The organism is Myxococcus sp. AM009 (assembly GCF_013372605.1).
Lineage (GTDB): Bacteria > Myxococcota > Myxococcia > Myxococcales > Myxococcaceae > Myxococcus > Myxococcus vastator.
Map to the genome: position 1 here is coordinate 113,610 of NZ_JABXEP010000001.1, position 21,631 is coordinate 135,240.

The 21,631-nt window shown below is 70.8% G+C and carries 12 protein-coding genes; 7 read left to right on the top strand and 5 right to left on the bottom strand.

Features of this window, described 5'->3' with window-relative positions; genetic code table 11:
- Positions 1–205: 205 nt before the first annotated feature.
- From HV824_RS00485 to HV824_RS00495, 3 genes are read right to left on the bottom strand one after another with little or no spacing between them, the layout of a single operon-like run.
- Entirely contained in the window at positions 206–1,621 is a 1,416-nt protein-coding gene (locus tag HV824_RS00485; protein ID WP_176415035.1) for a DUF3526 domain-containing protein, read from the bottom strand.
- A 20-nt stretch (positions 1,622–1,641) separates the two neighbouring features.
- Positions 1,642–3,069: a DUF3526 domain-containing protein gene (locus HV824_RS00490; protein ID WP_176415036.1), complete on the bottom strand. Its 1,428-nt coding sequence runs from the start codon at positions 3,067–3,069 to the stop codon at positions 1,642–1,644.
- Positions 3,070–3,079: 10 nt separating this feature from the next.
- Entirely contained in the window at positions 3,080–3,784 is a 705-nt protein-coding gene (locus HV824_RS00495) for an ABC transporter ATP-binding protein (protein ID WP_176415037.1), read from the bottom strand.
- A gap of 120 nt (positions 3,785–3,904) precedes the next feature.
- On the opposite strand from HV824_RS00495, the gene HV824_RS00500 reads away from it, so the two are divergent.
- Complete coding sequence (locus HV824_RS00500; protein ID WP_176422413.1) at positions 3,905–5,821, top strand: DUF5829 family protein; 1,917 nt, start codon at positions 3,905–3,907, stop codon at positions 5,819–5,821.
- A gap of 41 nt (positions 5,822–5,862) precedes the next feature.
- Here HV824_RS00500 and HV824_RS00505 read toward each other — a convergent pair whose 3' ends face one another.
- Positions 5,863–7,050, bottom strand: a complete 1,188-nt coding sequence (locus HV824_RS00505; protein ID WP_217916977.1) for an SRPBCC family protein — start codon at positions 7,048–7,050, stop codon at positions 5,863–5,865.
- A 236-nt stretch (positions 7,051–7,286) separates the two neighbouring features.
- Here HV824_RS00505 and HV824_RS00510 point away from each other — a divergent pair, with 236 nt between their 5' ends.
- Together HV824_RS00510 and HV824_RS00515 are read left to right on the top strand one after the other, a co-directional pair.
- Complete coding sequence (locus tag HV824_RS00510) at positions 7,287–7,508, top strand: hypothetical protein (protein ID WP_176415040.1); 222 nt, start codon at positions 7,287–7,289, stop codon at positions 7,506–7,508.
- Positions 7,509–7,686: 178 nt separating this feature from the next.
- Entirely contained in the window at positions 7,687–8,367 is a 681-nt protein-coding gene (locus HV824_RS00515) for a phosphoribosyltransferase (RefSeq protein ID WP_176415041.1), read from the top strand.
- A 22-nt stretch (positions 8,368–8,389) separates the two neighbouring features.
- Here the strand turns inward: HV824_RS00515 and HV824_RS00520 are convergent, their stop codons facing one another.
- On the bottom strand, positions 8,390–9,580 hold the full coding sequence (locus HV824_RS00520; RefSeq protein WP_176415042.1) for a fatty acid desaturase: 1,191 nt from the start codon (positions 9,578–9,580) through the stop codon (positions 8,390–8,392).
- A 187-nt stretch (positions 9,581–9,767) separates the two neighbouring features.
- On the opposite strand from HV824_RS00520, the gene HV824_RS00525 reads away from it, so the two are divergent.
- From HV824_RS00525 to HV824_RS37920, 4 genes are all read left to right on the top strand, one after another.
- Positions 9,768–11,891, top strand: a complete 2,124-nt coding sequence (locus tag HV824_RS00525) for a PAS domain-containing protein (RefSeq protein WP_176422414.1) — start codon at positions 9,768–9,770, stop codon at positions 11,889–11,891.
- The gene (locus HV824_RS00530) at positions 11,888–13,255 is read left to right on the top strand and encodes a sigma-54 dependent transcriptional regulator (protein WP_176415044.1); all 1,368 of its coding nucleotides are present in this window, start codon (positions 11,888–11,890) and stop codon (positions 13,253–13,255) included. Before HV824_RS00525 ends, HV824_RS00530 begins: the two co-directional genes overlap by 4 nt.
- 110 nt (positions 13,256–13,365) lie before the next feature.
- Complete coding sequence (locus HV824_RS00535; RefSeq protein WP_368670805.1) at positions 13,366–13,746, top strand: response regulator; 381 nt, start codon at positions 13,366–13,368, stop codon at positions 13,744–13,746.
- 387 nt (positions 13,747–14,133) lie between these two features.
- A complete protein-coding gene (locus HV824_RS37920) occupies positions 14,134–21,567 on the top strand; it encodes an Ig-like domain-containing protein (protein ID WP_176422415.1) in 7,434 nt (2,477 codons plus the stop codon).
- Positions 21,568–21,631 lie beyond the last annotated feature (64 nt).

Consider the following 21,631-nt stretch of genomic DNA (forward strand, 5'->3'; position numbering starts at 1 on the left):
TCCAGGGAGAAGGTGGCCCCGGTGAATTCCGGAGCCGAGTTGGTCGACAATCCCGCGACACACGTGCCCGTGCGCGGCGGGTCAGCGCGCGGACGTTCCGCAGCGAAGAGGCGTGAAGAGCGCCCACACACGGCAACGGCCCGCGAGGAGTCCCTCCTCGCGGGCCGCGAACCGCGCTGACCTCCTGACGACGCCCGCCACACGCTCAAGCGATGCGGGGCCGTCCCAACCAGGCCAGGCCCAGCCCCAACGTCAGCAGCGTCGGCAGCACGAGCGCGAGCAACCCCAGCGCCACCTGGGCTACGACGTCGGTGCCAGGCTGCTCGACATATGCGAATCGCGGCAGCCGCGCATGCTCCGCGGCCCCCAAGGTGGCGCCCGAGAAGACGCGAGGAAGCAGTGCCTCACGCCACCTGGTGTGGAAGTGGTCGACCTGCCGCAAGAAGTGCTCGTGCCGTGAGCCCCCCGTGCCCGCCACGTCCTGGAGCGCCTGCTGGAAAGCCAGCGCGGGAGACAGGAAGCGCAGCACACCCAGCGCATTCTGCTGCCGCTCCAGCTGTGACTGAAAGGCCGCCACCACGGGCGCGGTCGCCCGAGCCGCCTCGTCCTGCACGGCCAGCGCCGTGGGCCAGTACCCCTCCGCCCTGGCCCCCTTGGGCGCCAGCTCCGGATGGTCCTCGAAGTAGGCGGACAGCACCTCACTGCCGCGCTTCTGCGCCTCCAGGGACGCCTCGCGCGTGGCCCCCACCAGCGCCACGCGGGACGGCACCGGGTACAGTCCACTGACGCCCAGCTGCGCCACCGCGGGCACCACGACCACCAGCACCAGCCACGCCCCCACGAGCACCAGCGCGTTGGTGGCGGAGCTCAGGGCCCGCGCATTCACGGCCAGCGCCAGCGCGAACCAGAAGGCGCCGTAGCCGACCACCAGCGTCAGCCAGCCCGCCAGCCGACCCACGCCCCCTGCCCCGCCCGTCAGCGCGTAGCCGACGACGCCCGCCAGCACGCACAGGCCCAGCAGGACACCCGCGCGCACCGCGAGCCTTCGCAGCGCCCAGCCGCGAAGGCCCGTGGCCTGCACGAGCACCAGCCGAAGCGTTCCGTCCTCTCGCTCACGCGACACCAGGTCGAAGGAGAACGCGAGCGCGAACAAGGGCAGCAGGTAGAGCAGCACGAACGACAGGTCCAACGTTCCAGTCGCCAGGTGCACCGGGTGCTCCAGCGTGTCACGCGCGAAGTCCGTGAGGCGCCCCTGGAGCGACACCTGGTAGGCGGACGGCAACAGGTCCATCTGCCCCACGGTGAAGGCCCCCAGCGGCCCCGGAGGCAGCAGGGCTTCGGGCTGGACGAGCGTGTTGCCTACCGGCACCGGCATGGCGGGGCTCTTCCAGGGCGGCAGCGCCGGCCCACGTCCCTGGCGCAAGGCCTCCGCCGCCTCCGCCAGACGGGAACGCCGCTCCGTCTCCTGTGCGACGAGGCGCTGCTGGTAGGTCCGCAAGTCCCGGGTGAAGCGCCAGCCGTTGTAGAGGCCCAACGCCATCAAGCCGAGCAGGAGCGCGGCGGAGAAGGCGAGCATCCGGTCCTTCCGGAGCAGGAACCACTCGTGTCGAAGCAAGGACATCTTCAGGGTCTCCTCGTGCCTCAAACGGCGCTCAGGCGTGCGCACGCGCGCAACGCGAAGAAGGTGGTCCACGCCAGCCAGAATCCCAGCAGGAGAAGCCCCGGCACCTGCGCGCCCAGCGCATCCGGGAGCCGCTCCTCGTCCAGGCTCAGCTCCGGCACCTCACGCCACAGCGACGCGTCCGCCTTGTAGTCCGCGTCGCCGTATTTCGAGCGGAGCGTGATGGTGTCATTCATCTGCTTCACCAGCCCCTGCCGGTACTGCTCCGCCTGCCTCGTGAAGCGCAGGTGCGCGGACAGGTCCGTTCGCGCGAGCGAGGCCGACAGGTGCCGCAGCGCCAACATGGGAGACAGCGGCGCGAAGAAGCGGTGCAGTCGCTCCTGTTCGCCGTAGCGCGCCTCCAGCTCGCCGAAGCGCTGCGCGCCCACGCGGTTGCTGTACTCCTCTCCCGCTTGGAGCGCGATGCCCCGGAAGTTGACTGGGAGCGCCTCCAGGGACGCCGCGCCGTAGCGCGCCAGCGTCTCACGCTCGAGCGCCGCCTGTCGCTGGTCCGCCGGGTCATGACCGCTCAGGCCCTTCTCGTAGTCCTCCGCCAACCGCCGCGCGAAGTCCTGCGCCGTGGGCACCGGCGCCCACGCCCGGGCCGCCTCCACCGCGAGCCGGGGCACCAGCAGCGCGTTGACCATCCACACGCCCAGCAGCACCACCAACGCGCCCCGGGAGGTCCGCGCCCACGCGCTGACCGCCAGCCCCAGGAACACGAAGCCCGCCAGGTACAGCGCATACCCCAGCGCCAGCCCCGACAGGCGTCCCAGCAGCTCGCCCGACGAGACGCCCGCGCCGCTCCCCAGGCCCACCACCAACACCACGGCCACGACGAAGAGGGGCACCAGCAGCGCCGCGAGCGCCAGCCCTACGCCCAGGGCCTTGCCCAACACGAGCTGATGACGACGCACGCCAGAGCTCAGCAGCAAGCGCAGCGTCCCCTGCTCCCGCTCGGCGGTGAACGCGGAGTAGGTCAGCAGGATGATGAGCAGCGGCACCAGGAGCTGGAGGACCCCTGCCCCCGTCAGCTCTCCAAAGCGCGCCGCCGCCGTGGAGTCCGCCGCGGGTCGGTACTGGGTGGCGTTCCGCTTGTGCGCCTCCAGGTAGACGGCGACGCCCAGGTACGGCTCCACGCCGCGGTCGAACGCGGCCAGGACGGACTCGGGCTTGAACGCCCAGACACCGTAGTGCGCGGCCGAGTGCGGGTTCTTCTCTCCCTGCTCCAGCCAATGCTGGCGCGTCAGGCGAGCACCGGCTTCGCGCTCGGCACGGGAGTCCCGGACATGGAGCGCGCCGACCGCGATGCCCACGAGGGCCAGCAAGAACACCAGGGCTCCCGCGACACGGAAGCGTCCGTCGCGCGACAGCTCCATCCACTCTTTTCGGGCGATGGCTCGAATCATTCGTCGGTCCTCAGCCACGCATGTGCGCCAGGTAGAGCTGCTCCAGCTCCGCGTGCCCCAAATCCCGCGTGGCGCGCGTCTCCACCAGCCGGCCCGACTTCATGATGCCCACGCGCGTGCCGGACTCCTTCGCGCGGAACAGGTCATGGGTCGCCATGAGCACCGCCATGCCTTCACCACTCAGGCGAAGGAGCAGCTCGGAGAGCTCGTTGGACGCCAGCGGGTCCAAACCGGACGTGGGCTCATCCAGCAGCAAGGCCCGCGCGCCCTTCGCCAGCGCGATGGCGATGCCGACCTTCTGCCGCATGCCCTTCGAATAGCGGCCAACGGGGACGTCCATCGCCCCCGGTTGCAGCCCCGCGCGCGCCAACCACCCGGTGGACTCCTGGGTGGACAGCGCCGGGCGGCTCGCCAGGGTGTTGAAGTAGGCCAGGTTCTCCCGGCCTGTCAGCCGAGGGTAGAGCATCACCAACTCGGGCACGTACGCCAGCAGCCCGCGCACCTGGGCTTCGTGTTGCTGGACCTCCAACCCCGCGACGCGGGCCTCGCCTTGCGTGGGGGTGATGAAGCCCAGGAAGAGGTTCAGCGTGGTGGTCTTCCCCGCCCCGTTCGCACCCAGCAGGCAGAACACCTCGCCCGCCCCGATGGACAGGTCCAGTCCTTCCAGGGCCAGGTGCTGGCCATAGCGTTTTGACAGCTTCTTCGCTTCAAGCATGGGTCATCTCCATAACGAAGACCCGACAACAAACGCAACTCGATTGCATAAACACCATTCCCCTGGCAGCATCCCTGGCATGCGACAGGGCGTGGAAAGTCCTGGACCCGGGAGGTCGACGTGCTGGCGGTGATGGTGCTCTTGAACCTGGTGTTGGCCGCGCAGGTGGCTCCGGACGGCACGGCGGCGACCTGGGGAAGCGCGGTGGCGGCACCTGGCCAGCGTGCCCACGGCTACCTGCCCGTCCCTGGTGGCGATGAAGACGTGCCGCCGTTGCCAGTCACGGTGATACGGGGCGCGAAGCCAGGACCCGTGGTCGCGCTGATGGCGGGAATCCACGGCGCGGAGTACGTGCCCATCCTCACGCTCCAGCGCCTCGCCGCGAAGCTCCAACCCGAGACGATGCGTGGCACGGTGGTCATCGTCCACATCGCCAACGTGCCGTCCTTCCAGCGGCGCACCGTGTATTACGGCCCGGACGACTGGAAGAACCTCAACCGCGTCTTTCCTGGCAACGCCTCTGGCACGCCCACGGAGCGCATCGCGCATGTGCTTACCCACGAGGTGTTCGACCGGGTCGACTCGGTGGTGGACGTGCACTGTGGTGATGGCAACGAGGCGCTCTCGCCATATGTCGCGTTCATCGCCAATGCGCCTGACCCGAGCGTGACAGAGCGCTCGCGCGCCATGGCGATGGCTTTTGGAGCGCCGACGGTGAAGCCGCTCTGGCCGGACTTCGCTGGCCCCACCCGCTACACCTCCGCGACCGCCACGGCGCGAGGCGTCCCCGCAATCGGCGTCGAATGGGGCGGCGAGGCACGCGCATCCCCGGAAGAACTCAACCGGGTGGAGGCGGGCCTGCTTCGCGTCCTCAAGCAGCTCGGCGTCGTCGCCGGAGGCGCGGCCGCTCCGGGCAAGCCCCGCTTCGTCACCTGGTCGGAGTCAGTGATGAGCCCGGTGCATGGGCTCTTCACGCCCGGCGTGAGGCCGGGCCAACGCGTCGAGGCCGGCGCTCGGCTCGGTGAAATCAAGGATGCCTTCGGACGCACGCTCGCGGTTCCCGTGGCCCCCTTCACGGGCGTGGTCCTGTACGTGGTCACGACGCCGCCCGTGAATCCGGGTGAACCGCTCGTGTCCCTGGGGCAGGTGACGAACACACTGCCTGCGCAACCCGCGGTGGCCCCGCCGCGTGCGCCCCCGGTGGTCCTCAACCACTTCTACGTCGTCCTCCCCGCGGAGGCCTTCGCGTCGCTGCGAGCACTGGACTTCCTTTCGGACGGGTTCGCCCAGGTGGATGGCGGCCTGCCCGCCTTCAAGGTGCCCGATGCCAGCGCCCAAGTCCTCTATGTGCGGGGTCAGGACACGTACCTGGAGCTGCTGGGGCCCGGAAACGCCTTTGGCGAGCCCGTGGGCAAGGTCGGCGTGGGCCTGAGCGTGGAGCAAGAAGGCACGTTGTCACGCCTGGCGGGGCCACTGCGGACCGCGTTGGGGCAGAAGGTGCACCAGACCCGCACGCGGCGGAAGTTCGAAGGCCGGGGTGAGGTCCCCTGGTACGACGCCCTCTACCGCGAGCCCTCCGCACCCGACACGTCGCTGGACTTGTGGGTGAGCGAGTACCTCCCCGAGTTCTTCCAGGCCCTGTATCCCGACCGGCCGTGGAGTGCTCATGACGTCAGCCGGCGGGCCCTGCTGGGGCCCCGCTTCAAGCCCGAGCGCTTGCTGCGCAACGTGGAGCGCATCTCCCTGGAGCTGTCCCTACGGCGCGCCCATACCTTCATCCGCGAGCTGGTCGCGCTGGGCTACCAGCAGGTCTCTTCGCCTGGAGACGTGTTCGCCCTCCAAGGAGAAGGCCTGCGCTGGCAGGTGCGTGAGGCCGCCCAGCCGCGGGGACTTCTGGAGGTGGGCTTCTCACTCAATCGGGTGAAGACGGGGCCGCGCGTCTACGACCTGGGCCACGGCGCGAAGCTGGAGTTCTCCAAGGACGCGCCGGAGGCCCGCTGGGTGCTTGCGAACGGGAGAAGACGGGCCGTCCCGTGAGCCATGGCCGTGCGGGCAACGCGGGCAGAGCCCCGCTCCGCTCAGTGCGTGAGGGTGCCCCGGGTCACCATGGGCCGCGGCGCGACCTGCTCGCGCGTCACCGTCTCGTGCCCGGTGGCCCTTCCCCGCTCCAGCAGCGACTTGAAGCGCAGCAGATCGTCATCCATCTGCTTCTTGGGGTCCGCGCCCAGCAGCTTCGCGAAGGCATGGCCAATGGCCCCCGCCGGCGGGTTGTAGGACAGCCGGATGTCCACCCGCGTGCCGCCGCGCGGCGTGGACTCGAAGTGGATGACGCCCAGGTTCTCCACCGCCGTGCCCTCCACGCTCTTCCAGGCCAGCACCTTGTTGGGCACGAACTTCGTGACGACGGCGTCCCATTCGAAGTGCAGCCCCGCGGGCCCGCGCACCTTCCAGTGTGAGCGGCCCTCGATGCCCGGAATCACTTCATCCACGTGCGTCATGAACCGGGGGAAGTTCTGCATCTCCCTCCAGAAGGCGAACACCTCCTCCACCGGCGCGTCCACGTTGATGTCCTTGTGAAGGGTGATGGCCCGCCGCCCCGCGCCCAGCCCCGTGAGCCGCCGCAGCCCCAGGTTCGTGAAGGCCCGCGTGCCCAGCACCACGCCGCCCAGGGCCGCCAGGGTGCCCGACAGGCCCCGGCGTCCCAGCCCCCAGGCCGTCAGCGTCAGGCCGCCCAGCGCCCCGAAGAGCCGCTCGGTAGGAGACCAGTGCTCCTGGAAGAAGAGCCTCGACTCACCCGAGCGCATGCTGCCTCCTTGAAGCGCCGGGTGCGCCGAACCCTCCGCATACGGAACAAGCTGGTTGTCCACCCCATGCACCCCCTGCACCTTGCCGATGCGGAGCAGCACGCGACGGAGCTCCTCGCGGAGGATGGGGCCCTCCAGCCGGACCATCCCGTCCCGAGCCATCACGCGAATCGGCCCGGGATGCGAGCACACCCGGCCCAGGGCCGAGCGCACCCGTTCCTCCAGGATGAGGTCCTCCACCGGTGCCCGGTGCAGCTTGCGTAGCGATTCGAAATAGACGCCGCGCGAGCGCTGCGAGAGGTCCCGAGCGACGACGCCCACCGCGCCGCCCGCCTCATGCGCCGCGTGGACGGCCTTCCCCTGCAGATGGGACCTGCGCCAGCGGCCACTGCGTGGATCCGTCCAGTACATCAGCCCCAGGCCCAGCCCCGCGCCACCGATTCCCCATAGGGCAGCTCTCATCGTTCGCCTCCTTCTGGCTCGTGTCCTTCGCTCCACGGAACGTGACGGCGGTGATGGCGCGGTGCAGCAGACGGGAGGGGGCTGCCCTGCTCGCGTCCGTGAAGGCCGCCTGGCCGCCGACCGGGCGATCCAGGGCCCGGAGGGCCTCACGTTGACTGCTCAACGGGGCCGGTGCCCGCGGGCTCGAGCGTGCCCACTGTCTTGCGTGCTGGTGAACCCGAGAGGAGCAAGACGGCATGCCCGAGGTACCGACGACACCTGACGCGCCCGTGAAGGACCCCGACCCCGACAAGCAGCCCGGGCGTGAGCCTCCCGGGCCCCAGGCGCCGCCGAAGGAGGAGCCGCCCACCCGGCAGCCGCCGGAAATCGAGCCGCCGCGGCCGCCCGAAATCAAGCCGCCCGGCATTCATGACCCGCCGGTGCCCAATCAGCCTGGACAGCCGGCAATCATCGCGTGAGCCCCACCGGGTGCGCGGCGGACGAGCACGCCGCGCGCCCCTCGGCGTGAAGCCCAGAGCCCAGGCGAGCGCCTGGTGCCAGCGCGAACGCCCGCCCCGTTCCACGAGGCCACTGGCGTGTCCAGCTTTCTCCTTACGAGCGGCCGTTCCACTCCAGGGAGCGGCGAGGAGCGGCGGCATGCGAGAGCCCCAATTCCAGGACCGCCAGGAGGGAGGCCGCGTGCTCGCGGACCACCTGCGGCGCCACGCGCGGCAACCCGGCACCCTGGTGCTGGCCCTGCCACGAGGCGGCGTGCCCGTGGGCGCCGAGGTCGCGCGGAAGCTCGGGCTGCCGCTCGATATCTTCGTGGTCCGCAAACTCGGCACGCCCGGCCATGAGGAGCTGGCCATGGGCGCCATCGCCTCTGGGGGCGTGCGCGTGCTCAACCGCGAAGTCGTGGACGAGCTGAACATCGGCCGCGAACAGCTCGAGGCCGCGACCCGCCGCGAGACCGGGGAGCTCCAGCGGCGTGAGGAGAACTATCGGCAAGGCCGGCCGCTCCCCGACGTGCGGGGGCGAACCGTCCTCCTGGTGGACGACGGGCTGGCCACCGGCACGACGATGCGGGCGGCCGTGGCGGCGCTGCGGCTCCTGGCGCCCGCGGCCATCATCGTCGCCGTGCCCGTGGGCGCGGCCGAGTCCTGCGAAAGCCTGGCCCAGGTGGCGGACGAGGTCGTCTGCGTCCGCATGCCCGAGCCCTTCTATTCCGTGGGCCTCTGGTACCGCGACTTCGCGCAGACGGAGGACGACGAGGTGCGTGCCCTGCTCGCCCAGGCGACCCGGGAACAGGCCTCCGGCGAGGCCCAGCCCTCCGCCTGAGTCTGGCGCCCCCCAGCGGACCTCAGCCGCGCGGAGCCGGCCCCCACGCGCGCATGGACGTCCGCCCCACCATGATGTCCACCAGCCGCTTCACGCGGCGGAAGACGCTCTCCTGCGCGTAGGGCACACCGTGCTTCTCACACAGCGCCTTCACCCTGGGCTGCGCCTGCCGGTAGCGCGTCATGGGCAGGCTGGGCCAGAGGTGGTGCTCAATCTGGTAGTTCAGCCAGCCGTGGAGGAAGTCCACCACGTCATTGCCGGTGGCGTAGTTCACCGAACCCACCACCTGCCGCACGGAGAACTCCGCGCCGCTGCGCGCTCGGCCCTCGAAGCGGTAGAGGTCGTCCCCGGCGTGGTTGGGCGCGATGAGCACGAAGCTCTGGATGTTGGTGAGCACCTCCGCGAAGACGCTGTTGGCGAAGACGCTGAGGACGGCCCACGCGCCCAGCGGCGCGAAGAGCGCGGGCAGCAGCACGAAGCGCAGGCCCGCGTAGGGCAGCAGGCACGTCCACCAGAAGGCGCGGCCCTCGGCGTTGAACGGGTTGAAGGCGGTGATGAGGGGCAGCGTGCCCGCCTCGTCCGGCCCCCCCGCGCGCTTGCGCTCGAAGCGCCGCCACTCCAGGAACGTGTTCGGCGCGTAGTACGTCACCTTCCACGTGCAGGCGAAGAACGCCACCAGCGCGTACTTGGCCAGCAGGGGCATGCGCGATTGGCGCAGCCACTCCGTGTTCATCTCCACCAGGTCCGGGTCCGCCGTCTCGCCCGTGTGCCCGTGGTGAAGCACGTTGTGCTCGTGCCGCCACGCCTGGGGGTGAATCCAGTCCGGCCACTCCCAAAAGCGGCGCCACCCGGTGGCGAAGCGCTTGCCCGTGTAGCGCGCCGGCACGCCCGGCACCTTGTCGTAGCCTCGGTGCGTGACGTGATGGGCCATCATCGTCCAGCGCGCCGTGTTGCCTTGCGCGATGAGCAGCGCCGACACGGGATTGGGCATCAGCCACGCCGTCGCGTAGCCCAGCACGGAGCAGGCCCGGCCCCAGCGCTCAATCTTCCGCGCGTGCGCCAGGTCCTCCTCGCCGAGCGAGGACTCCAGCTCCTGCTTGAGCGCCTGGAGGTCCTGGGCGAAGGCTTCCGGCTCGACGAGCGCGTGGGGGTGGGGGGTGGGAAGAGACGTGCGCGGCACTTCGTCGACGAGCAGGGGAACTGCCAGGGTCATGGTGGGCTTGGCATCTCGGTGAGGGCATCCAGGTTGGCGACCTCCAATCTAGTCCCAGGCCCTGAAATTCCGGCTGTGGAAATCCATGGACCCGTTCTCTCGCCCGCCACGCCACCAGGGCGGCACGCCAATGCCAGACAAGCCACCGTCCGGCCGAGGATTGCGGTTAAGCTCCCGCGCCCACCGCATGCACGAGTCCCCTTCCCGTCGACAGCTGCTGCTGGCCGTCCTGGTGGCCACGACGCTCTCCGCGGCCGTCGAGGGGGTCTGGCGCTACTCCGGGGCGGTGAGCACCCCGGCCCGCGTCCTCCTCACCGCCGCGGTGGGGCTGCTCGTCAGCGGCACCCTGGCGCTGATGCTCCTGCGAACCCAGGAGCGCGTGCACCGCGCACGGGACGCCGCCCTGCGCAGCGCGGACGACGCCAGCGCGCTTCGCGAGGCCGTCATGGACGTGACGCCCGTGGGCTTCGCCTTCTTCGACCGCGAGCTGCGCTACGTCCACGTCAACACGGCCCTGGCGGCGATGCATGGCCTGCCCGCGGAGCGCCACCTGGGCCGGCACGTCACCGAGGTGATGCCCGACCTGGGCAAGCGCATCGCCCCGCGCCTCCAGCTGGCGCTCAGCACCGGGGCCTCCATCCAGGACACCCTGCTCCAGGTGGAGACGCCCGCCGCGCCAGGTGAGAGCCGCTTCTGGTTCGGCAGCTACCTGCGCGTGCGCGGCGCGAACGGCGAGGTGCTGGGTGTCATCGCCGCGATGTCCGAGCTCACCGAGCGCATGCGCGCGGAGAAGAGCCTCCAGGAGCATGAGGGCCGGCTGGACGTGCTCACGCGCTCGCTGCCGGACTACCTGTGGGGCGGCAAGCTGCGCGGCGGGAGGCTGCGCGACTTCTACTGCACGCCCGTCATCGAGCGCACCACCGGCTATGCCGCCGCCGCGTTCGTCCAGCCCGCGCCGGATGGCGGACCGCCGCCGCTGTGGGCGGAGATGATCCACCCCGAGGACCGCGCCCGCTACCGCGCCCGCATCGAGGGCCTGGCGCCCGGCGCCGAGGCGGAGCTGGAGCACCGGCTCATCTGCGCCGACGGCCGCGTGCGCTGGGTGCGCAGCCGCGCCGCCGCGTCCGCGCTGGATGCGCAGGGGGAACTGCATGTCGGCTGCGTCGTCACCGACATCACCGACCGGCGGCTCGCCGATGACCTGCGCCAGCGCCTGCATGACAGCTTCCGCCGCTCCGCCCAGGAGTGGCGCCGCACCTTCGACGCGGTGGCCTCGCCGCTGATGGTGCTGGGGGCGGATGGCACCGTCCAGCGTCTCAACGCCGCCGCCATCGCGCTCTTCGGAGGCATGGACCCGTCCGGCCAGCCGTTGTTCACCGCCGCCAGCGCCCCACCCTGGTCCCACGCGCTGCCGTTGGTGGAGGAGCTGCGCCGCACCCACGCCAGCGCCACCCGCGAGCTGGGCGACCCGGTGTCGCGCCGCACGTGGGAGGTGTCCGCAACGTGGGTGGAGGAGGCGGGCGGCGAGGACTCGCGCATCATCCTGGTGGCCACGGAGGTGACGCGCCTGCTGGAGCTCCAGGCCAGCCTGCGGCGCAGTGAGACGATGGCCGCCATGGGCGCCATCGTCGCGGGCGTGGCCCACGAGGTCCGCAACCCCCTCTTCTCCATCTCCGCGGTGGTGGACGCGGTGGAGGCGACCTTCGGCGCGCGCGCGGAGCTCAAGCCCTACGTCGACGTGCTGCGCGGCGAGGTGAAGCGCCTCAACCACCTCACGCAGGAGCTCTTCGAGTACGGCCGCCCCACCCGCGGCGAATGGGTGGAAGGCCCCGTGCTCCCGGTGGTGGCGGATGCGCTCTCCGCGTGCGCCCTGGCCAGTGAGCGGGCCGGCGTGGAGGTGAATCGCGAGCTGGCGGCGGAGCTGCCCCGCGTTCGCATGGACGCCCGGCGTTTGTTTCACGTGTTTCGCAACGTGGTGGAGAACGCGGTGCAGCATTCCCCGTCGGGCAGCGCGGTGCGGGTGGCGACGGAGGAAGTGGAAGAGGCGGGCCGGGCCTGGGTGCGGTGCACTGTGCGGGACGGCGGGCCGGGCTTTCGCGCGGAGGACCTGCCCCATGTCTTCGAGCCCTTCTTCAGCAAGCGGCGCGGCGGCACGGGGCTGGGCTTGTCCATCGTCCAGCGCATCCTGGAGGAGCACCAGGGTGTCATCCGCTTGCGCAATCACCCGGAGGGCGGCGCGGAGGTCACCCTGCTGCTTCCAGCTGTTTCTTCGCCTGTATCAACCCAGCACGTAGACTCCCTGGCTTCATGACGCGTACCCGTATCCTCCTCGTGGACGACGAGCCCGGCATCCGCCTGGGCATGAGGGGCTTCCTCACCGCCCATGGGTTCGACGTGGACGAGGCCACCAGCCTCGCCGAGGCGCAGGAGGCGTTCCGCGCCACGCGTCCGGACGTGGCCCTGGTGGACTACCGGCTCACGGACGGCACCGCGCTGGAGCTGCTGCCGCGCCTCAAGGACATCGACGCGTCGGTGCCCCTGGTGGTGCTCACCGGCCATGGCTCCATCGAGCTGGCCGTCCAGGCCGTGAAGGAAGGCGCCGAGCAGTTCCTCACCAAGCCGGTGGAGCTGGCCGTCCTCAAGGTGGTGCTGGACCGGCTGGTGGCGCAGCGCCGCGAGCGGCAGCGGCTGCTGGCGGAGCATTCACGCATCGCCCGTGGGGCGGTGGACCCCTTCGTGGGTGGCAGCGCGGCCATCCGCGCGCTCCAGGCGCAGGCCGAGCGCATCATCGAAAGCGACAGCCCGGTGCTCATCACCGGGGAGACGGGCAGCGGAAAGAGCGTGCTCGCGCGCTGGCTGCATGAAGGCGGCCCGCGCAAGGACGCGCCCTTCGTGGACCTCAACTGCGCGGCGCTCTCCAAGGACCTGCTCGACTCGGAGCTGTTCGGCCACGAGAAGGGCGCCTTCACCGGCGCGGTGTCCGCCAAGCAGGGCCTGCTGGAGGTCGCCGACCGGGGCACCCTGTTCCTGGACGAGATTGGCGACATGGACTCGGCCGTCCAACCCAAGCTCCTCAAGGTGCTGGAGGAGAAGCGCTTCCGGCGGCTGGGCGACGTGAGGGACCGCCGCGTGGAGGTGCGCCTCATCGCCGCCACGCACCAGGACCTGGGCGTGGCCGCCCGCGACAAGCGGTTCCGCAGCGACCTCTACTTCCGCGTCAGCACGCTCATCCTCCAGGTCCCCCCGCTGCGTGAGCGGCCCGAGGACATCATCGAGCTGGCGCACCACTTCCTGGCGGAGCTGGGCGCGGCGCGGGGACGGGGCGGCGTGGGGCTGCAACCCGACGCCCAGACGGCCCTCACCCGCTACGCCTGGCCTGGCAACATCCGCGAGCTGCGCAACGTGCTGGAGCGCGCGGTGCTGCTGTCCGGCGGCGGGCCCCTGTCCCGGCAGGACTTGCGCTTCGAGGCCGTCGCCAACGAGGCCGCCTCCGACGCCGACGACCACCTCACCCTCGAGGCGCTGGAGCGCCGCCACATCGAGCGCATCCTCCGCCGCGAGCACGGGCACGTTGAGCGCGCCGCCGCGCGGCTCGGCATCCCCCGCTCTTCCCTCTACGAGCGGCTCAAGCGCCTGGGCATCAACCGGTCCGGATTCCAGAAACCGGATCCGTAGCCTGGACACAGCACGCAGTCGCGGGCCGGAGCGCGGGAGCAAGCATCGGAATTTACATGGAACCGAGACAAGCCCGTCCCTGGCCCTGAGCTTGCTTGAGGGCCCGCCCCGTGGCCCAGAACATCCTGATCGTCGACGACGAGTCTTCCCTCTGCTGGGTGTTGGGCCAGTTCTTCTCCGGGGCCGGCTACCGCGTGGACTCGGCGGGCGCGCTGGATGAAGCGCTGGACCTGATGACGACGGGCCGCTACGACCTGGTCATCAGCGACCTGCGCTTGAGCGGAACGCTCTCCGAAGAAGGGCTGATGCTGGCGGACTTCGTGCGCCGCTTCACCCCCCAGACGCGGGTGGTGCTGCTGACGGCGTTCGCCACCCAGGAGCTCACCGACCGCGCGCAGGCGCTGGGCGTGGACCTGGTGCTCTCCAAGCCCCAGCCGCTGCCCGCGCTGGCCGAGCACGTCTCCCGCCTGCTCGCCGCCGCCGCGGTGTAGTTCGCGCCCCTGCCGCCGCACGCGAGTCCACCCGGGCTCCAGATCAGCAATCCCAGACTTCCGTTCGCCGTGTCCGCGAAGCGCCCCACCGCACGCGTTTCCAGATTCCAGAAACCAGATCCAGGCTCCGGACAACCACCCTCCTGTTGCGTTCCAGGCTGGCTTCAAACGCAGATAATTCGGCTGAGGCTTCACTATTTCACGTTGGCACCCCGGTTGCTCTGGCATCTCGGCGTGACTGAGCCAGCCCCGATCCCCAACGAGCCTTCCCCCCGGCGGCAGTTACTAGTCTGGGATTCCACGCCTCACGGCGCTTTCTCGGCCTATGCCGCACGGCCCCAAACCAGAAGGCAGACAACACGTCTGTCCTGGGCGCTTGCCCTCCTGGTGGCCGTATCGGCGGCCCAGGCAACGGCGGCCCCCGTCCTGCGCCACACCGCGAATCAGCGCGGCGACATCCTCATGGTGGGCAACACGCTGGCCCAGGACTGCTCCAGCGAAGTTCCCAGCCCTCTGGTGGGCACCGTGGGGAGCTGCGGGTCGAACACGTCGGATGACTCCGTGGACGTGTACTGGACCATTGAGACGGGCACGGCCTTCGCAGACACGTCCGTGTCGGCCACCCAGGCCCGGACGCGGGCCGCGCTGCAGATTCCCGCGGGCGCCATCGTGACGTACGCGCGCCTGTACTGGGCGGCGCACCTGTCCACCACCACGTCGAACCGGACGCCGGACACCACCGCGGAGCTCAGCCGGCCGGGCGTGTTCTCACAAATGCTGACGGCGGACGTCACGCACAGCTACGCCCCGAATGGCCGGTACATCTACGAATCCTCCGCGGACGTCACCAGCCTGGTCGCCGCCCATGGCACGGGCGTCTTCGAGGTCAGTGACGTGGATGCGGCCCCCATCGCCAGCCTCAACAGCACGGACCCGTTCAGCGCCTGGGCGCTGGTCGTCTTCTACCGGCACCCGGGCTCGCCCATCCGCAACCTGACGCTCTTCGATGGCATGGACTACGTCAGCAATAACAATCCCCAGACGGTGACGCTGTCCGGCTTCAATGTCCCGCCGTCTGGCTTCGACGCCAAGCTGGGCGTGTTGGCCTTTGAAGGTGACGCCACGCGCACCGGCGACCAGTTCCGCGTCAACGGCGTGGCCATCTCCGATGGCAGCAACCCCTCGAACAACTTCTTCAACGGCACGCGCTCGGAGCTGGGCAGCTCGGCCACGCATGCCAATGACCTGCCCCGGCTGACGGGCGCGCAGGGGAGCATGTCCGGCGTGGACCTGGACATCGTGGACATCACCGACCGTGTCTCGGGCGGCGCCACGTCCATGACGGTGACCGCGACGTCCTCCGGTGACTCCTACATCCTGGGCGCCTTCGCGACGTCCATCGCCACGCTCCGGCCGGACTTCACCAACACGTACAAGACGGCGTCGCCCGTGAATCCCCGCGCGGACGGCTCGCTGCGCGGCGGCGACGTCATTGAATACACCATCGTCACCACCAACACCGGTGACGACGTCAGCATCGAGACCGTCCTCGCCGACCCGCTCCCCTCCCAGCTCACCTATATGCCGGGCTCGCTGGAGGTGGTCTCCGGCCCCAACGCGGGCGCGGTGACGGATGCGTCGGGAGACGACGTGGGTGAGGTCAGCGCCGCGGGCGTCATCACCGTGCGCCTGGGAACGGGCGCGACGGCCACCCTGGGCGGCAGCCTGGCGCTGAACCAGAGCACGAGCATCCGCTTCCGCGCCGTGGTGAACGCGGATGCCTCCGGCGTCATCGCCAATCAGGCCACCATCACCGCGGAGGGTGAGCGCGGCGCGCCCGCCAGCTCCGCGACCAGCTCCCCTTCCCCCAGCACCACCGGGCCGACGACCATCGTCGTGTCCGTTCCGGACGCGCCCGTGGTGACGGCCCCGGCGCCCGGCAGCGTCGTGGTGACGAGCGCGCCCGTCTTCACCGGCACGGCCGAGCCCGGCAGCACCGTGAGCGTGGTGATTGATGGCGTCGAGGTCTGCAGCGCCACGGCGCACGCGACCACCGGCGCCTGGTCCTGCACCAGCGCGACGCTCCCGGAGGGCACGCACACCGCCACCGTCACGGCCAGTGACCCGGCCGGAAACGTCAGCCCGCCCACGCAGGTGAGCTTCAGCGTCGACACCGTCGCCCCGGACACGAACATCCTCACCGGGCCCACCGGGGCGGTGGCCTCCACCAGCGCGAGCTTCACCTTCGCGTCCAACGAGAGCCCCGTCACCTTCGAGTGCAGCCTGGACGGCGCGGCCTTCACGTCCTGTGCTTCGCCGGCCACCTATGCGTCACTGGCGCAGGGAAACCACACCCTCCTGGTGCGCGCGGTGGACGTGGGTGGCAACGTGGACCCGACGCCCGCGACCCGCGCGTGGACCGTGGACACCGTGGCGCCAGAAACCACCATCGTCAGCGGCCCGTCCGGCCTGACGAACTCCGCCAGCGCCACGTTCGACTTCGGCTCCAATGAGAGTGGCGTGACGTACCAGTGCGCGCTGGATGGCGCGGCCTTCACCGCCTGCTCGGATCCGCGGACGTTGACGGGCCTGTCCCAGGGCAACCACACCCTCCAGGTGCGCGCGGTGGACGCGGCGGGCAACATCGACGCCACGCCTGCCAGCCGGACCTGGACGGTGGACACGTCTGCTCCCGACACCAGCATCGTCAGCGGTCCTTCGGGGACGACGAACTCCGCCAACGCCGCGTTCACCTTCAACGCCACGGAGAGCCCCGCCACCTTCGAGTGCAGCCTGGACGGCGCGACCTTCGCCGCCTGCACCTCGCCCGCGTCCTTCACCGGCCTGGCCGAGGGCAACCACACCTTCGCGGTGCGCGCCCGTGACGCCGCCGGGAACGTCGATGCCACGCCCGCCACCCGCTCGTGGACCGTGGACACGGTGGCGCCGGACACCACCCTGCTCACGGGACCGTCCGGCATGACGTCCTCGAGCAGCGCGGCGTTCACCTTCAACGCCACGGAGAGCCCCGCCACCTTCGAGTGCAGCATGGACGGCGCGACCTTCGCCGCCTGCACCTCGCCCACGTCCTTCACCGGCCTGGCCGAGGGCAACCACACCTTCGCGGTGCGCGCCCGTGACGCCGCCGGGAACGTCGATGCCACGCCCGCCACCCGCTCGTGGACCGTGGACACGGTGGCACCGGAGACGACCTTCGCCAGCACGCCGCCAATGCTGTCCACCTCCGCGGACGCGACGTTCGACTTCAGCGCCAACGAGAGCACCGTGACGTTTGAATGCCGGCTGGACGGGGAGGTGCTGTTCACGCCCTGCACCGACCCGCTGACCTTCCCGGCGCTGTCGCAGGGCAACCACACGCTGGAGGTCCGCGCCGTGGACGCGGCTGGAAACACGGACCCGACGCCGGCCGTCTACTCGTGGACCATCGACAGCACCGCGCCGGACACCACCCTCGCCGGTGGCCCCTCGGGCGCGACGGCGGACACCGAGGCGACGTTCAGCTTCACCTCCAGCGAGACGCCGGCCACCTTCGAGTGCTCGATTGACGGAGGGCCCTTCGCCGCCTGCACCAGCCCCGTGACGATGACGGGCCTTGCGGACGGCGCGCACACCTTCGCGGTGCGCGCGGTGGACGCCGCGGGCAACGTGGACCCCACGCCCGCCACCCGGACCTGGACCGTGGACACCACCGCGCCGGACGCGCCTGCCATCAACGTGCCGGCCAACGGCGTCTCGGTGCCCACGCAGCAGCCTGTCATCTCGGGTACGGCGCAGCCGGGCACCCTGGTGACGGTGACGGTGGATGGCACCGTGCTGGGCACCGCCCCCGTGGATGCGAATGGCGACTGGACCTTCACCCCGCCCGTGATGTTGGACCAGGGGGCTCACACCGTCACGGTGGCGGCCACGGACGCCGCGGGCAACGTGAGCGACCCGAGCGCCCCCACCTCCTTCACCGTGGACACGGTGGCTCCGGACGCTCCGGAAATCACCCTGCCCGGCGACGGCGACACCATCGCCACCGCGACGCCTGTCTTTGAGGGCACCGCAGAGCCTTACGCGCAAGTGACGGTGGTGGTGGACGGTGACGTGGTGGGCACGGTGACGGCGGACGGCGACGGAAACTGGAGCATCGCCAGCCCGGAGGCCCTCGAGGAGGGACCGCACACCGTGGAGGCCACCGCGACGGACGCGGCGGGCAACACCAGCGAGGAGACGTCGCATGACTTCTCCATCGACCTGTCCACGCCGGAGACCTTCATCGACTCCGGCCCCGCGGCCTTCACCCACGAGACGTCCGCGACCTTCACGCTCCGCACGGAGAACGGCGGCGTCGGCTTCGAGTGCAGCCTGGACGGCGCGGCCTTCGCGTCCTGCGTCAGCCCCGCGGTGTTCAGCGGCCTGGCTGAAGGCCCCCATACGCTGGCGGTGCGGGCCGTGAATGCCCTGGGCACCGTCGACCCGACACCGGCCGTGCACGCGTGGACGGTGGACCTGACGCCGCCGGATGATCCGGCCATCGTCTCACCCCCCAACGGCGCCGAGGTGGGCACCGCGACGCCGACCCTCACTGGCACGGGTGACGCGGGCAGCCATGTCTACCTGGAGGTGGGCAACGCCACATATGGCCCCATCGCGGTGGACGCGAACGGCGACTGGACCTTCACGCTTCCGGATGCGCAGCCGGAAGGCCCCGTCACCATCATCGCCACCGGCGTGGACGCGGCGGGGAACTCCTCCAGCCCGGTGTCCCACGGCTTCGTCATCGACCTGACGGCGCCCGAGACGTTCATCGACGCCGCTCCGGCGGCGCTCACGCGCGAGACGTCGGCCACCTTCGAGCTGCGCTCCGAAGGGGGCGGCGTGGGCTTCCAGTGCAGCCTGGACGGCGCGTCGTTCGCGCCCTGCGCCTCGCCGGTGACGTACGCCGGCCTCGCGGATGGCGAGCACCTGTTCCTCGTGCGCGCGGTGGACGCCGTGGGCAACGTGGACCCGACTCCGGCCGAGCACACGTGGACCGTGGACACGGAGGCGCCTGACACCGTCATCGTGTCCGGCCCCACCTCACCGACGAACGCGACGTCCGCGACGTTCGAGCTCGCCGCCAACGAGGCGGGCTCCACCTTCGAGTGCAGCGTGAATGGCGCGACGTACACCGCCTGCGCCAGCCCTGTGACGTTCCAGGGCTTCGCCGAGGGCGAGCACACCCTGTGGGTCCGCGCGGTGGACGGCGCGGGCAACGTGGATGCCTCGCCTGCCGCCTACATGTGGACGGTGGACGTGACGCCGCCAGCTCCGCCGGTCATCGCGTCGCCGGCCTCTGGCGCGGTGCTCGATGAGGGCACCGTGACGCTCACCGGCTCCGCGCAGGGTGCGGTGTCCGTCCACGTGACACTGGGCGGAACCACCTACGGCCCCATCGCCGTGGACGGCTCCGGCAACTGGAGCTTCACGCCGCCGGTGTCGCTGGGTGATGACACGTACACGGCCGTCGTCACGGCGACCGACTCCGCGGGCAACGACAGCGCCCCGGCGAGCGTCACCTTCACGGTGGACACCACGGCGCCGGACACTGCCATCGACAGTGGCCCGGAGGCGCTGACGAACGAGACCTTCGCGTCCTTCGTCTTCTCTTCGAACGAGTCCCCGGTGACATACGAGTGCAGCCTGGACGGCGCGGCCTTCACGGCGTGCACGGCGCAGGCGCAGTTCGGTCCGCTGGCGGACGGCGGCCACACCCTGGCGGTGCGCGCAGTGGACGGCGCGAGCAACGTGGACGCGACGCCGGCCACGCACACCTGGGAGGTGGACACCGAAGCGCCCGCAGTGGCCATCACCTCCCCCGCCAGCGGCGAAGTGCTCGACACCGCGATGGTGACGTACACCGGCACCGCGGAGCCGCACAGCACGGTGGTGATCGTGGTCGACGGCAACACCGTCGGCACGGCGGAGGCGGATGCCTCGGGCCAGTGGACGCTCCCGGTCGGCACGACGCTGGCGGAGGGTCCGCACACCGTCTCCGTCACCGCGACGGACGAGGCCGGCAACAGCAGCGACGCGGTGACACACACGTTCACCGTGGACGCCGAGCCGCCCGAGACGACCTTCACCCAGACGCCGCCGGCGCTGAGCGCCTCCGACACGGCCACCTTCGGGTTCGCGTCGGATGAGGCTCCCGTCACTTACGAGTGCAGCCTGGACGGTGCGCCCTTCTCGGCCTGCGACAACCCGGGCGAGCTGACCGGCCTGACTGACGGCGAGCATGTGTTGGAGGTCCGCGCCCGTGACACCGATGGCAACGTGGACCCGACGCCCGCCTCCTTCACCTGGACGGTGGACACCACGGCGCCGGAGACGGTCATCACCAGCGGCCCGCCGCTGACGGAGGCCCCGGCCGTGGCCACGTTCGACTTCGATGCCTCGGAGCCGAACGTCACCTACGAGTGCAGCCTGGACGGCGCGGCCCATGCGCCGTGCACGGCCCCGGTCACCTTCAACGACCTGGCGCTGGGCTCGCACACGCTCCACGTGCGCGCCGTGGACGCGGTGGGCAACGTGGACGCCACGCCGGCCACCTACACCTGGGTGGTCACCGCCGACGCGGACAACGACGGCCTCACGGACGCGGAGGAGCTCGCGCTGGGCACCGACCCGAACAACCCCGACACGGACGGTGACGGCCTGCCGGACGGCATCGAGGTGCAGGTCGCCGGGACGGATCCGCTCGACGACGACACGGACGACGACGGCCTCCTGGACGGCAACGAGGACGCCAACCACGACGGCATCGTCGACGAGGGTGAGACGGACCCGAAGCGCTGGGACACCGACGGCGACCTGCTGTCGGACGGCCTGGAGCGGGGCCTCACCGAGCCCCAGGGCACCGACACGGACATGACGCGCTTCGTGGCGGACGCGGATCCGACGACGGTGACGGACCCGCTCAACGCGGACACGGACGGTGGCAGCGTGCGTGACGGCATCGAGGACGCCAACCACAACGGCCGGGTGGACCCGGACGAGACGGATCCGCGGCTGGCCACGGACGACCTCGACGCCGACCTCGACGGCATCGACGACGCGACCGAAATCGCGCTGGGGCTCGATCCCCACAACGCGGACAGTGACTCCGACGGCGTGCCGGACGGAATCGACGGCATCACCGACACGGATGGTGACGGCCTCATCGACGCGCTGGACCCGGACAGCGACAACGACGGCCTCCTGGACGGCACGGAGCTGGGCGTGACGCGGGAGAGCGCTCCGGCGGATACGGACCGCGACTCGCCCCACTTCCGCCCGGACGCGGACCCGGCCACCACCACCGACCCGAAGAACCCGGACACGGACGGCGACGGCCTGATGGACGGCGAGGAGGACACCAACCACGACGGCCGCGTCGACGCCACGGAGACCGACCCCAACGACGCGGACACGGATGACGACGGCCTGAGCGACGGTGTGGAGGTGCAGGGCACCAACCCCACCGACCCACTCAATCCGGACACGGACGGTGACGGCCTGAACGACGGGGTGGAGGACGCCAACCACGACGGCGCGCTCGACGACGGCGAGACGGACCCGAACAACGCCGACACGGATGGCGGCGGCGCCGGCGATGGCGAGGAAGTCTCCGGCGGGACCCACCCGCTGGATGCCAACGACGACTTCACCATCGCGGGCCACGGCTGCAGCACCGGCGGCGCGGGCACCTTCGCTCCACTGGCGCTGTGGCTGCTCGCCCTGCCACTGCTGCGCCGCCCGCGCCGCACGGGAAGCCGCTCCGTCCGGGCCGCCTGACTCAACGCCTCCGCTCTGTCACGACACCGGCGGATGTTCCTGCTCATCGCTTCTTGAGTCGGTC